The organism is Mycobacterium sp. NGS63, assembly GCF_059812295.1.
This window is the reverse complement of record NZ_JCALCJ010000017.1, coordinates 1-13030: the sequence shown is the minus strand read 5'-3', so window position 1 is coordinate 13030 and position 13030 is coordinate 1. Positions and strand designations below refer to the sequence as shown.

Annotated in this window: 12 protein-coding genes; 6 read left to right on the top strand and 6 right to left on the bottom strand. The window is 71.4% G+C overall.

Features of this window, described 5'->3' with window-relative positions; translation table 11 throughout:
• Positions 1-15: 15 nt before the first annotated feature.
• Positions 16-1521: an amino acid permease gene (locus AC5Y4Z_RS26190; protein ID WP_499967942.1), complete on the bottom strand. Its 1506-nt coding sequence runs from the start codon at positions 1519-1521 to the stop codon at positions 16-18.
• A gap of 108 nt (positions 1522-1629) precedes the next feature.
• On the opposite strand from AC5Y4Z_RS26190, the gene AC5Y4Z_RS26185 reads away from it, so the two are divergent.
• Positions 1630-3021, top strand: coding sequence for an FAD-dependent oxidoreductase (locus AC5Y4Z_RS26185; RefSeq protein ID WP_499967944.1), 1392 nt, complete (start codon positions 1630-1632; stop codon positions 3019-3021).
• Here the strand turns inward: AC5Y4Z_RS26185 and manA are convergent.
• From manA to AC5Y4Z_RS26165, 4 genes are all read right to left on the bottom strand, one after another.
• Positions 2999-4225, bottom strand: a complete 1227-nt coding sequence (gene manA / locus AC5Y4Z_RS26180) for a mannose-6-phosphate isomerase, class I (protein ID WP_499967941.1) — start codon at positions 4223-4225, stop codon at positions 2999-3001. The two genes, AC5Y4Z_RS26185 and manA, sit on opposite strands and share 23 nt — an antisense overlap.
• A gap of 8 nt (positions 4226-4233) precedes the next feature.
• Positions 4234-5331 (bottom strand): TobH protein, encoded by a 1098-nt coding sequence (locus AC5Y4Z_RS26175; protein ID WP_499967940.1) that lies wholly within the window; start codon positions 5329-5331, stop codon positions 4234-4236.
• Positions 5328-6725 carry a phosphomannomutase/phosphoglucomutase gene (locus AC5Y4Z_RS26170; RefSeq protein ID WP_499967939.1) on the bottom strand — a complete coding sequence of 466 codons (1398 nt, stop codon included), beginning with the start codon at positions 6723-6725 and terminating at the stop codon, positions 5328-5330. Before AC5Y4Z_RS26170 ends, AC5Y4Z_RS26175 begins: the two co-directional genes overlap by 4 nt.
• 69 nt (positions 6726-6794) lie before the next feature.
• The gene (locus tag AC5Y4Z_RS26165) at positions 6795-7250 is read right to left on the bottom strand and encodes a DUF3499 domain-containing protein (RefSeq protein ID WP_499967938.1); all 456 of its coding nucleotides are present in this window, start codon (positions 7248-7250) and stop codon (positions 6795-6797) included.
• A 173-nt stretch (positions 7251-7423) separates the two neighbouring features.
• Here AC5Y4Z_RS26165 and AC5Y4Z_RS26160 point away from each other — a divergent pair, with 173 nt between their 5' ends.
• Positions 7424-7846, top strand: a complete 423-nt coding sequence (locus AC5Y4Z_RS26160) for a metallopeptidase family protein (RefSeq protein WP_499967943.1) — start codon at positions 7424-7426, stop codon at positions 7844-7846.
• 17 nt (positions 7847-7863) lie between these two features.
• Here the strand turns inward: AC5Y4Z_RS26160 and AC5Y4Z_RS26155 are convergent, their stop codons facing one another.
• Positions 7864-8202, bottom strand: a complete 339-nt coding sequence (locus AC5Y4Z_RS26155; protein WP_067320083.1) for a WhiB family transcriptional regulator — start codon at positions 8200-8202, stop codon at positions 7864-7866.
• 342 nt (positions 8203-8544) lie between these two features.
• On the opposite strand from AC5Y4Z_RS26155, the gene cofD reads away from it, so the two are divergent.
• The 4 genes from cofD to AC5Y4Z_RS26135 are packed head-to-tail and all read left to right on the top strand — an operon-like array spanning position 8545 to position 12996.
• Positions 8545-9540, top strand: coding sequence for a 2-phospho-L-lactate transferase (cofD, locus tag AC5Y4Z_RS26150; RefSeq protein WP_499967937.1), 996 nt, complete (start codon positions 8545-8547; stop codon positions 9538-9540).
• The gene (locus AC5Y4Z_RS26145) at positions 9537-10880 is read left to right on the top strand and encodes a coenzyme F420-0:L-glutamate ligase (RefSeq protein WP_499967936.1); all 1344 of its coding nucleotides are present in this window, start codon (positions 9537-9539) and stop codon (positions 10878-10880) included. The genes cofD and AC5Y4Z_RS26145 overlap by 4 nt, the downstream gene beginning before the upstream one ends.
• Positions 10877-12463 carry an Eco57I restriction-modification methylase domain-containing protein gene (locus AC5Y4Z_RS26140; protein WP_499967935.1) on the top strand — a complete coding sequence of 529 codons (1587 nt, stop codon included), beginning with the start codon at positions 10877-10879 and terminating at the stop codon, positions 12461-12463. Before AC5Y4Z_RS26145 ends, AC5Y4Z_RS26140 begins: the two co-directional genes overlap by 4 nt.
• The gene (locus tag AC5Y4Z_RS26135; protein ID WP_499967934.1) at positions 12460-12996 is read left to right on the top strand and encodes an NUDIX hydrolase; all 537 of its coding nucleotides are present in this window, start codon (positions 12460-12462) and stop codon (positions 12994-12996) included. The genes AC5Y4Z_RS26140 and AC5Y4Z_RS26135 overlap by 4 nt, the downstream gene beginning before the upstream one ends.
• The last annotated feature ends 34 nt before the right edge of the window (positions 12997-13030 follow it).

Genomic DNA, 13030 nt, shown 5'->3' with positions numbered 1-13030 from the left:
CGGTGGGACGGCGGGCTACGCCGCCGTGGTCGTGGCGTCGGGCTCCGGGTCGGGCGCGCCGGCGTTCCGGCGCCCCTGCACCGAGTGCCGGAACCCGTAGCCGGCGTAGATCGCGGTCCCCACCACCAGCCAGACGCCGAACCGTACCCAGGTCAAGGCGGTCAGGTTGAGCATCAACCAGACGCAGGCGCAGATCGAGGCGATCGGAAGCACCGGGACCCACGGGGCGCGGAACCCCCGCTCCAGGTCGGGCCGCGTCCGGCGCAGCACCATCACGCCGGCCGACACCAACACGAACGCGAACAGCGTCCCGACGTTGACCATCTCCTCGAGCTTGGCGATCGGGAACACCGCCGCGGTCAGGGCGACGACCAGCGCGACCAGCACCGTGATCCGCACGGGCGTGCCGCGCGTCCCCGTCTTGGCCAACGCCCGCGGCAGCAGCCCGTCGCGCGCCATCGCGAACAGCACCCGGCACTGCCCGAGCATCAGCACCATCACCACGGTGGTCAACCCGGCCAGGGCCCCGATCGCGATGATCTTGCTGGCCCAGGCGATCCCGTTGGCGGTGAACGCGGTCGCCAGGTTCGCTTGCTTGCCGGCGGGCGACGTCCGCAGCTGCGTGTAGGACACCATGCCCGAGAGCACGACGGCGACAGCGACGTAGAGCAGGGTGACGATCGCCAGCGACGCCAGGATCCCCCGCGGGACGTCGCGCTGCGGCTTCTTGGTCTCCTCGGCCATGGTGGCCACGATGTCGAACCCGATGAACGCGAAGAACACGATCGACGCCCCCGCCAGCACGCCGTAGAGGCCGTAGTGGCTGCTGTGCGCCCCGGTCAGCAGCGACAGCACCGACTGGTTGATGCCCGTGGCGTCGTGCCCGGCTTCCGGCTTCGGGATGAACGGCGAGTAGTTGGAGCGCTTGATGTAGAAGGCGCCGACGACCACGACCAGCACCACGACCGACACCTTGATCGCGGTGATCACCGCGGAGAACCGCGACGACAGTTTGGTGCCCAGCGCGATCAGCGTCGCCACCACCCCGACGATCACCAGCGCGCCCCAGTCGAGCCGAACCGAACCCAATTCGACTGTGCCACCGGCGAATCCGAACACCGAACCCAGATAGCTCGACCAGCCCTTGGACACGACCGCCGCGCCGATCGCCAACTCCAGCAGCAGGTTCCAGCCGATGATCCAGGCCAGGAACTCGCCAAAGGTGGCGTAGGAGAACGTGTATGCGCTGCCCGCCACCGGCAGCGTCGAGGCGAATTCGGCGTAGCACAGCGCCGCCAGCGCGCAGGTCACCGCCGCGATCACGAACGAGATCCAGATGGCCGGGCCGGTGATGTCGCCGGCTGTCGAGGCGGTGACGGTGAAGATGCCGGCGCCGATCACCACCGCGACTCCGAACACGACCAGGTCCCACCAGGTCAGCTCCTTGCGCAGCCGGGTGTCGGGCTCGTCGGTGTCGGCGATCGATTGCTCGACCGATTTCGTGCGCCATCGATTTGCCATCCGCGCGCCTTTCTGGCCTTTCGTGCCTGTCGGGACCCGTAGGACCGCACAGTACTGGGTAGTCTGCGCTCTATGCCGGACAGCGGGGGGAACGCGCGGGGCCACGCGGTGGTGATCGGAGGCAGCATCGCGGGCCTGTGCGCCGCGCGGGTGCTGTCGGATTGTTACGCGCGGGTGAGCGTCTACGAGCGCGACGAGTTGCCGGGCGCGCCGGCGCACCGCGCGGCCGTGCCGCAGGACCGGCACCTGCACATGCTGATGGCCCGCGGGGCCGCGGAGTTCGAGAGCCTGTTTCCGGGTCTGCTGGCCGACATGGTCGACGCGGGCGTGCCGATGCTGGAGAACCGGCCGGACTGCATCCACCTGGGCGCCGCGGGCCACGTGCTCGGGACGGGCCACACGCTGCGCGACGAGTTCACCGCCTACGTGCCCAGCCGCCCACACCTGGAGTGGCAGCTGCGCCGGCGGGTCGAGGAGATCGGCAACGTCGAGATCGTGCGGCGATCGGTCTTCGAGCCGCGGTTCGACCACGCGCTCCGGCGGGTGACGGGCGTGCTGCTGGACCCGCAAGAACAGGGCGAACCGGAGTTCGTGCCGGCCGACCTCGTCGTCGACGCCGCCGGGCGCGGCACCCGGCTGCCAGTGTGGTTGACGCAGTGGGGATTTGACCGCCCCGTCGAGCAAACCATCGACATCGGCATCAACTACGCGACCCACCGGTTCCGGATGCCGGAGGGCCTGATCGCGGAGAAGGTGGTGGTCGCCGGCGCCTCGCACGATCAGTCGCTCGGGCTGGGCATGCTGTACTACGAGGACCGCACCTGGGTGTTGACGACGTTCGGGGTGGCCAACGCCAAGCCGCCCGCGACGTTCCCGGAGATGCTGGCGCTGGCAGACCAACTGCTGCCCGCGCATTTCACCGCCGCGCTGGCGCAGGCCGAACCGCTCGGCGAACCGGCCTATCACGCGTTTCCGGCCAGCCGGTGGCGCCGCTACGACAAGCTGGACCGCTTCCCGACCGGCATCGTCCCCCTCGGCGACGCGGTCGCCAGCTTCAACCCCACCTTCGGGCAGGGCATGACGATGACGTCGCTGCAAGCCGGTCACCTGCGCCGGGCGCTGCGATCGCCCGCCGAAGACCTTGCCCGCCAACTGAATCGGGCCACCGCCAGGACCACCTACCCGGTGTGGATGATGAACGGCATCGCCGACGTCAACTTCCACCACGCCGGCACCAAGCTGCCCGTTCCCTGGTGGTGGCGGCCGTCGGCGGCGCTGTTCGACCAATTCCTCGGGGCCGCGGAGACCGAACCCGTTCTGGCGGAATGGTTTTTGCGGCGGTTCTCGCTGCTGGACAGCCTGTTCATGGTCCCGCCGCCGCGGATCATCGGCCGCGCGATGGCCCACAACATGCGGCTGTGGCTGCGCGAGCGCCGCGCCGCCAAAGCCGCGAAACCCGGCAAAAACCGGCGCGCACTTACAACCCTACGGTCGCCCTGAACAGCTTGGCGGGCTCGGCCGCCACGAGCCGGATCGGCCCGTCGTCGGCCGCCACCCACGCGGCCATCCCGCGTTCCAGCGTGAGCGACCCGGACTTGCCGTGCACGGTCGTACATCCCTCGGCGCACAACAGGATCTGGGGTCCCTCGTGCCCGCACGACGCGTCGACCTCGTGGCCGAGGTATTCGCCCTCGAGACACAGCAGGGCGACGGCGAACTCGTCGGTCGGCGTCTCGTAGATCTGGCCGAACCCCTCGCGGCGGATGTGGGGCCGCAGCTGCTCCTCGCCGGTGGGCGCGAAGTCCAGCACCCGCAGCAGCTCGGGGACGTCGACGTGCTTGGGGGTCAGTCCCCCGCGTAACACGTTGTCGGAGTTGGCCATTACCTCCACCGCGAAACCGCGCAGGTACGTGTGCAGGTTGCCGGCCGACACGAAGATGGCCTCGCCCGGGGCCAGGGTGATGCGGTTGAGCAGCAGCGCCGCCAGCACCCCCGCGTCACCGGGATAGCGCTCCCCGAGTTCCAGCACGGTCTTGGCCTCGGCCGCGAATTCCGTTGCGCCCGAACTGACGTACTGGATGGCGCCGTCCAGCACGGCGGGCACCAGCACGTCGATGTCGGGCTGCGGCGCGGTGATCCAGGTGGTGAACAGCGCGCGCAGGCCGTCGGCGTCGGACTGGTCGTTCAGCAGGTCGATGTAGGGGTCGAGGTCGGATACCGCCAGCGCCCCCAGCAGTTCGATGGTCCGCGACGCCGGACGAAACCCGGCCAGCGCCTCGAACGACTGCAGCGCCACCAACAACTCGGGCTTGTGGGACGCGTCGCGGTAGTTGCGCACCGGGGAGGTCACCGGGATGCCCAGCCGCTCCTCGCGCAGGTAGCCCTCGACGGCCTGCTCGGCGCTCGGATGTGCCTGCAGCGACAGCGGTTCGTCGGCGGCCAGCACCTTCACCAAAAACGGCAGCACGTCGCCGAACCGGGCCCGCGACCCCGGGCCCAGCTGACCCTCCGGGTCGTCGACCAGCGCCTGCAGCAGCGAGACTTCACCTTTGTCGGTTTCCAGCCACGCCGGGTCGCCCGGGTGCGCCCCGAACCACAGCTCGGCCTCGGGATGAGCCGCGGGAACCGGTCGCCCGGTGAATTCCGCCAGGGCGGTCCGCGATCCCCAGGCGTACGTCCGTAACGCCCCCCGAAGAAGTTCCACTTGTGTATCTATCCCCGCACCAGTCGCATGTAAACCGCGGCCATCTCCAGGCGAACGGCCAATACTGCCAGTTGCTGCTCGGCGCTGACGGGGCCCCCCAGCGCCGGCGAAACCTCGGAACCCGCCGAGCCACCGGGCCCGTCGGGCACGTCCTCGGCCGCCAGCAGGTACACGTCCTCGAGTCCGGCGGTCCGGGCGGCCACCACCGTCTGCTCCTCGGCCAGCGTCAGCGCCAGGACGCGCAGCCGCTCGGGCCGCGGCCCGTCGATCTGCTCGTCGTGAAACAGGGCGTCCTCCGAGGAGGCGGCCGATCGGGCGCCCGCGCGCAGCGCGACCACCGCGTCGGCCAGCCCGGTGGCGGCGACCACCTCGTGCGCCACCCGCAGCAGCACCGAACTGCCGTGGCGGGCCAGCGCCAGCGTGGCCGCGCAGTCGCCGGCCAGCGCCACCCGGCGCCCGGCAATCCGCGCGGCAATCGTCTTGGCGGGGTTGGTGAACAGCTCGCGGGCGGCGCTGTTGCGCAGCGCCTCGGCATCCAGCTCGTCGGCCAGCCGGCCCAGGTCGACGCTCGGCCGCGGGTCGACGGCCTGCAGGACGGCCAGCCCGGCGGCGAGGTAGCGACACAAGCCGAACTCGTCGGGCACCCAGACCCGCGGCTCGAGGACCGCGGCGCGCCCGGCGGTGGAGTCGCGCAGCGGTCCCTCGTAGGGCGCCACCACGACCACCCGCGCGCCGCGGCGCACCCCCGTCGCGGCGGCCGAGACCAGCGCGGGATCGCCGGGATCGTCGCCCGCGACGATCAGCACGTCGAGCGGCCCGACCCACGGCGGCGCCTCGCCGACGAGCGCGATCGGCGCCGCCGCCGCCCCGCCCAGCGTCGCGGCCAGCATGGCCCCGGCGGTGCCCGCGGTGCCGCGCCCGGCCACCCAGATCACGCTGCGCGCACGGTCTTCGGTCCGCAGCGAGTCCAGGGCGCCCTCGCCGACCGCGGCCGCGATCGCGCGCGCCTGCGCGCCGGCCGACGACGCCGCCCGCAGCAGCCCGTCGGTGTCGGCGGCGAGCAGGCCCTCGGGGTCTTCCAGGTCGATCGACCGCGTCGCGTTCACGGTGTGGCCGCTTCGATTTCGGCGATTTTGGCGATTTCGGCGCTGACGTGGGCGACCACCGCGTCGACGTCCTCGGCGGTGCGGCCCTCCACGTTGAGCCGCAGCAACGGCTCGGTGTTCGAGCTGCGCAGGTTGAACCAGCTGCCGCCGCCCAGATCGACCGTCACGCCGTCCAGGTGGTCGAGGGAGTGGATCCGGGCGCCGAACGACTTCAGCACCGCGTCAACGCAATACGGCGCGTCGGCCACGGTGAAGTTGATCTCGCCGGACGATTCGTAGCGCTGGTAGTCGGCGGTCAGCGCCGACAGCGGCCGGTCCTGCTCGCCGAGGGCGGCCAGCACGTACAGCGCGGCCAGCATGCCGGAGTCGGCGCCCCAGAAGTCACGGAAGTAGTAGTGCGCCGAATGCTCGCCGCCGAAAATCGCGCCGGTGTCGGCCATCAGCGCCTTGATGTAGGAGTGACCGACGCGCGAGCGCAGCGGCGTGCCGCCGCGCTCGGTGACCAGTTCGGGCACCGCGCGGGAGGTGATGACGTTGTGGATGATCGTGGCGCCGATCTCGCGGCCCAGCTCGCGGGCCGCCACCAGGCTGGTCACCGTCGACGGCGACACCAGCCGGCCGCGTTCGTCGACCACGAAGCAGCGGTCGGCGTCTCCGTCGAAGGCCAGCCCGATATCGGCGCCGGTGTCGCCGACGAATTTTTGCAGGTCCACCAGGTTGGCGGGGTCGAGCGGGTTGGCCTCGTGGTTGGGGAACGAGCCGTCGAGCTCGAAGTACAACGGCAACACCGTGATCGAGCCGATCGCGCCGAGCACGGCCGGCGCCGTGTGGCCGGCCATGCCGTTGCCGGCGTCCACGGCCACCCGCAGCGGGCGCAGCGCGGAGGTGTCCACGAGCGAACGCAGGAACTCGCCGTAGTCGGCGAGCACGTCGCGGTCGGTGGCGGTTCCGGGCTGCCCGTCATGCGCCGGGACGCCGGCGATCACGTCGTCGGTGATGGCGCCCAGGCCGCTGTCGGCGCCCACCGGTTTGGCCCCGGCCCGGCACAGCTTGATGCCGTTGTAGGCCGCCGGGTTGTGGCTCGCGGTGAACATCGCGCCGGGGCAGTCCAGCAGGCCGGAGGCGAAGTACAGCTGGTCGGTGGATGCCAGGCCGATGCGCACCACGTCGAGTCCCTGGCCGGTCACCCCGGCGGCGAAGGCGGCGGCCAGCGCAGGCGAACTGTCCCGCATGTCGTGGCCGATCGCCACCCGCCGGGCGCCCTCGGAGCGCATCAGCCGGGCGAACGCGGCGCCCAGATCGGTGACCAGCGGCTCGTCGATCTCTTCGCCGACCAGCCCCCGCACGTCGTACGCCTTGACGACACGGCGGACGGTCGCGGCGGACCGGGACATGCAAAACTCCTGACACTGATGAGTTGCTGAAACTCTTGGCGTCAGCTTATCGGCCCGTGGCGCCCCGTTTTAGTCGCTGGGGTCGGGCAACACCCGCAGATGCCCGCGGCGGCGACCCGAACGCCGCTCGGGCGGTGCGAGCAAACCGCCGCTCGGCGCGGTGGCGTGGGCTCCGGCGTGCTGCAGGTGAGGCTCGGCGGGCGCAAAGGCGCTCAGCGGCGCGGACCCGTTCGCCGGTGCCCCGTCGCGGGGGCGACCCTCGCGCACCGCGTCGGCCAGGGCGACCAGGTCGTCCTCGTCGGGGTGGGCGGGCTCGAAGTTCAGGGGCCCGGCGTGGCGCACCAGGTCCCATCCGCGGGGGGCGGTGATCCGGCCGGCGTGGCCGACGCACAGGTCCCACGAGTGCGGTTCGCGGGCGGTGGCGAGCGGGCCGACGACTGCCGTCGAGTCCGAGTAGACGAACGTCAAGGTCGCCACGGCATAGTGCGGACACCCGGGCCGGCAACAGCGACGGGGAACGTTCACGTCGCAAAGGCTATCGTGCAAAAACGTCGTGGAAGCGCCGGACACGCGCAACCGATGGACCCGCGATGTGCAACCGTTACCATCGGCGCGTGGGCGAAATGCGCGGCTCCCCGCAAAGCGGTCGGTCCCGGCGCCGCTCGGCTTCCTATCGGGGCGCCCGGCGCGGACGCGACATGCGCGGCCCGCTGCTGCCGCCGAGCGTGCCCGGCTGGCGCAGCCGCGCCGAGCGGTTCGACATGGCGGTGCTGGAGGCCTACGAGCCGATCGAGCGCCGCTGGCACGGGCGGGTGTCCGAGCTCGACGTGGCCGTCGACGAAATCCCCCGCATCGCCGCCAAGGATCCCGACAGCGTGCAGTGGCCGCCCGAGGTCATCGCCGACGGGCCGATTGCGCTGGCACGCTTGATCCCGGCCGGCGTCGACGTTCGCGGCAACGCCACACGGGCGCGAATCGTGTTGTTCCGCAAGCCGATTGAGCGACGCGCCAAGGACACCGTCGAACTCGACGAGTTGCTGCACGAGATCCTGGTGGCGCAGGTGGCCATCTATTTAGACGTCGAACCCCAGGTCATCGACCCCACGATCGACGACGAATAACGCTGGCTCGCGGCGCCTTAGATGATGCCGCGCTTGAGGCGGCGGCGCTCCCGTTCGGACAGGCCGCCCCAGATGCCGAAGCGCTCGTCGTGCGCCAGGGCGTACTCGAGGCACTCATGGCGCACCTCGCAACCCAGGCAGATCTTCTTGGCCTCGCGGGTGGAGCCGCCCTTTTCCGGGAAGAAGGCCTCGGGGTCCGTCTGCGCGCACAGGGCGCGGTCCTGCCACTGGTCGGGCGTCGGCAGGGGCAGGGGCTCGGGCTCGAAAGCGACTGGGGCATCGGGAACCACGGTCAGGTGCGGACGGACGGTCGCCGCCGGCGCCGGGCCGATGGTGGTGCGCGGTGTGCCTGTCATAACGCCCCGAAGGTGCTCATAAGACATGCTTCGTCCGCCTCCTCAGCTTGATTTGAGAGAGTTAGTGAATTCCCACTGTTCTGATGTACAGACAATTCGAACAAGTGATCGAATCTCGGTCTGCGACACCGGAACCGGCCGGCCAACCGGGAAATGACACTGTTGTGATTAGACACTTGTTGACCTGCTGGGTCAAGCGTTATGACGCATTTCCATATCATCTCGTTACGAAATTTCGGCGTTTCTGTTGTTTCGCGCCTTCGGCGTGTCGATCACACCGCGTTTCGGTCGTCAAAACGGCGTCCTCCGCCGGGCAGTACTGTCGAGCCCTGTGAAGGTCAAGTGAAGGTCACGGTTCTGGTCGGTGGGGTCGGCGGCGCCCGCTTCCTGCTGGGTGTTCAACAGTTGCTCGGGCTCGGTCAGTTCCAGGATTACCAGCGCCCGGATGCCGACGGCCACGAACTCACCGCGATCGTCAACATCGGCGACGACGCCTGGATCCATGGGGTGCGTGTCTGTCCGGATCTGGACACCTGCATGTACACCTTAGGTGGAGGCGTCGACCCGGAGCGCGGGTGGGGTCACCGCGACGAAACCTGGCACGCCAAGGAGGAATTGGCGCGCTACGGCGTGCAGCCGGACTGGTTCCAGTTGGGCGACCGCGACCTGGGCACCCATCTGGTGCGCACCCAGATGCTCAACGCCGGCTACCCGCTGTCCCAGATCACCGCCGCCCTGTGCGACCGCTGGCAGCCGGGCGCGCGGCTGCTCCCGGTGACCGACGACCGCTGCGAGACCCACGTGGTGATCACCGATCCTGACGACGACAGCCGGCGCGCGATCCACTTCCAGGAGTGGTGGGTGCGCTACCGGGCCCAGGTGCCCACGCACAGCTTCGCGTTCGTCGGCGCCGAAAAGGCCGCCGCCGCACCCGAAGTCGTGGCGGCCATCGCCGACGCCGACGTCATCCTGGTGGCGCCGTCCAACCCGGTGGTGAGCGTCGGGGCGATCCTGGCCGTGCCGGGCATCCGCGGCGCGCTGCGCGCCGCCACGGCCCCCGTCGTCGGCTATTCGCCGATCATCGGCGGAAAGCCGTTGCGCGGCATGGCCGACGCCTGCCTGTCCGTCATCGGGGTCGAGTCCACCGCACAGGCCGTCGGCCATTACTACGGGGCGCGCGCGGGCACCGGGATCCTGGACTGCTGGCTGATCCACGAGGGCGACCGGGCCGACATCGAGGGCGTCGCGGTGCGCGCGGTGCCGCTGTTGATGAGCGACCCCAAGGCGACGGCCGAGATGGTCCGGGCGGGTCTGGAACTGGCGGGGCTGGCAGCGTGACGCGCGAGCATGGCACCGCGGCGGCCGTCGAGATCCTGCCGGTGGCCGGGCTGCCGGAGTTCCGGCCCGGCGACGACCTGGGCGCGGCGCTGGCCGCGGCCGCGCCGTGGCTGTCCGACGGGGACGTCGTGGTGGTGACCAGCAAGGTGGTGTCCAAGTGCGAGGGCCGGCTGGTGCCTGCGCCGCGGGACGCCGAGGAGCGGGATCGGCTGCGCCGCAAGCTCGTCGACTCCGAGGCGGTACGCGTGCTGGCGCGCAAGGGCCAGACGCTGATCACCGAGAACCGGCTCGGCCTGGTCCAGGCCGCCGCCGGCGTGGACGGGTCCAACGTCGGGCGCGACGAGCTGGCGCTGCTGCCAGTGGACCCCGACGCCAGCGCCGCCGCGCTGCGCACCGGGCTGCGCGAACGCCTCGGCGTCGACGTCGCCGTCGTCATCACCGACACCATGGGCCGCGCCTGGCGCAACGGCCAGATCGACGCGGCGGTCGGCGCGGCCGGTCTTCGTGTGCTGCACGGCTATTCGGGTGCCGTCGACGCGCACGGCAACGAGCTGCTCGTCACCGAGGTCGCGGTCGCCGACGAGATCGCCGCGGCCGCCGATCTGGTCAAGGGCAAACTGACCGCGATGCCGGTGGCCGTGGTGCGCGGGCTCGCCGTGACCGACGACGGCTCGACGGCCCGCCACCTCCTGCGACCCGGCGAGGAGGACCTGTTCTGGCTCGGCACCGCCGAAGCGCTCGACATGGGCCGCCGCCAGGCCCAGCTGTTGCGCCGGTCGGTGCGCCGCTTCAGCGACGAGCCGGTGGCGCCGGAGCTGATCGAGGCCGCCGTCGCCGAGGCCCTCACCGCCCCGGCCCCGCACCACACCCGGCCGGTGCGGTTCGTCTGGCTGCGCACCGCGGCCACCCGAACCCGGCTGCTGGACCGGATGGCCGACCGGTGGCGCGCGGACCTCGCCGGCGACGGCCGGCCCGCCGACTCCGTCGAACGCCGGGTGGCGCGCGGCCAGATCCTCTACGACGCACCCGAAGTGGTGATCCCGTTCCTGGTCCCCGAGGGCGCCCACGCCTACCCCGATGCCCGGCGCACCGACGCCGAGCACACGATGTTCACGGTCGCGGTCGGGGCGGCCGTGCAGGCGCTGCTGGTCGCGCTGGCGGTGCGCGGGGTGGGCAGCTGCTGGATCGGCTCGACGATCTTCGCCGCGGACCTGGTGCGCGCCGAGCTCGAGCTGCCCGCGGACTGGGAGCCGTTGGGCGCCATCGCGATCGGCCACGCGCTGGAACCGCCCGGCCCGCGCGGCCCGGTCGACGCCGGGGATCTGCTGGTTCGCAAATGACGACGTTCGCGGGCAAGGCTGCGGCGTCGGCCGAGAAGGTCCGCGGCGGCTACTACACGCCGGCGCCCGTCGCCCGGTTCCTGGCCGGTTGGGTGGGCCAGGCCGGCCCCCGGATGCTCGAGCCGTCCTGCGGCGACGGCCGCATCCTGTGCGAGCTCGCCGCGCTGAGTGACCGCGTCCACGGGGTGGAGCTCGTGGCGGCGGAGGCCGCCAAGGCGCGGGCGTTCGCTCCCGTCGACACCGCGAACCTGTTCACCTGGCTCGAAAGAGCCGCTGAAGCCGGGGCCGGAAGCTGGGACGGCGTCGCGGGCAACCCGCCCTACATCCGCTTCGGCAACTGGGCCGCCGAGCAACGGGACCCGGCCCTGGAATTCCTTCGCCGCGAGGGCCTGCGCCCCAGCCGGCTGACCAACGCGTGGGTCCCGTTCGTCGTCGCGAGCGCCGCGCTGGTGCGCGACGGCGGACGCGTGGGCCTGGTGCTTCCCGCCGAGTTGCTCCAGGTCGGCTACGCCGCCCAGCTGCGCGAGTTTCTGCTGAGTCGCTTCGCGGACATCACCCTGCTGACGTTCGAGCGATTGGTGTTCGACGGCGTCCTGCAGGAGGTCGTGCTGTTCTGCGGCGTCACCGGCGCCGGGCCGGCCCGCATCCGCACCGTGCACCTCGCCGATGCCGACGCCCTGGCGGACGCCGACCTGAACGTCGTTGCGGCGCCGGCACTCTTGCACGAAAAGGAGAAGTGGACCAAGTACTTCCTCGACCCCGCCGCGATCCGGCTGCTGCGCGAGCTCAAGGCCGCGCCGGAGCTGACCCGGCTCGGGTCGCTCGCCGAGGTGGACGTGGGCATCGTCACCGGGCGCAACAGCTTTTTCACGTTCACCGACGCGCAAGCCGGCGAGCTGGGCCTGCGGCCGCACTGCGTCCCGCTGGTCGCACGCAGTGCCCAGTTGTGCGGCCTGGTCTACGACACCGACTGCCGCGCAGCCGATCTCGCCGCCGGCCACCGAACATGGCTGCTGAACGCGCCCGCCGAGCCCACCGACGCCGCCGTCGTCGCCCACATCGAAGCCGGCGAGGCCGCCGGCGTGCACCGGGGCTACAAGTGCTCGATCCGCGCGCCGTGGTGGTCCACGCCGTCGCAGTGGGTTCCCGACCTGTTCCTGCTGCGCCAGATCCACCGGGCGCCGCGGCTGACCGTCAACGCCGCGGCGGCGACGAGCACCGACACCGTGCACCGGGTGCGGGTCGCGCCCGGGGTGGATCCGGCGGCGCTGGCCGCGGTGTTTCACAACAGCGTGACGTTCGCCTTCGCCGAGATCCTCGGCCGCAGCTACGGTGGGGGCATCTTGGAGCTGGAACCCCGCGAGGCCGAGCGGCTTCCGATCCCCGCGCCGGCGCACGCCGGCGCCGAACTCGCCTGCGACGTCGACCTTTTGTTGAAGGCGGGCGAAACCGACAAGGCGCTCGATCTCGTCGACCGCCACGTCCTGATCGACGGCCTGGGGATGTCCGGCGAGGTGGTCGCGGGATGCCGCGCGGCCTGGACGGCGCTGCGCGAGCGCCGGATGAGGCGCGGATCCCGTTGAGCCTCCGGGATTCCGCGATCTCGCTTCTCAGCGACTGGCGGCCGGCGGATCCGGCGCAGGACTCGCTGCGGCACGCCGTGCTGGCCTTCGTGCTCGCCCGCGACGACTCCTGCCGCCGCGAGTGCGTGCCGGGCCACGTCACCGCGTCGGCGCTGGTGCTCGACGACACCGGATCGCGGACGCTGCTGACGCTGCACCGCCGCCTGGGCCGCTGGGTGCAGCTGGGCGGTCACTGCGACGACGGCGACCCGGACATCGTCAGCGCGGCGCTGCGCGAGGCCACCGAGGAATCCGGCGTCGACGGCCTGCGCATCGACCCCGAGCTCGCGGCCGTGCACGTCCACCCGGTCACCTGCTCGCTGGGCGTGCCGACCCGCCACCTGGATTTGCAATTCGTGGCCCACGCGCCGGCCGGCGCCCGGATCGCGATCAGCGACGAGTCCGACGACCTGCGCTGGTGGCCCGTCGACGCGCTGCCCGACGGCACCGACCACGCACTGAAGTATCTAGTCGCCCGGGCGCGCACTCGCTAACCAGCGCGAGCAGACACAAAAGCACCTAATTCTT

Coding starts and splice junctions, on each gene's coding strand:
- AC5Y4Z_RS26190 (WP_499967942.1), bottom strand. CDS start 1,521: ATGGCAAATCGATGGCGCACGAAATCGGTCGAGCAATCGATCGCCGAC.
- AC5Y4Z_RS26170 (WP_499967939.1), bottom strand. CDS start 6,725: ATGTCCCGGTCCGCCGCGACCGTCCGCCGTGTCGTCAAGGCGTACGAC.
- AC5Y4Z_RS26160 (WP_499967943.1), top strand. CDS start 7,424: ATGCGCGGCCCGCTGCTGCCGCCGAGCGTGCCCGGCTGGCGCAGCCGC.
- AC5Y4Z_RS26155 (WP_067320083.1), bottom strand. CDS start 8,202: ATGACAGGCACACCGCGCACCACCATCGGCCCGGCGCCGGCGGCGACC.
- AC5Y4Z_RS26140 (WP_499967935.1), top strand. CDS start 10,877: ATGACGACGTTCGCGGGCAAGGCTGCGGCGTCGGCCGAGAAGGTCCGC.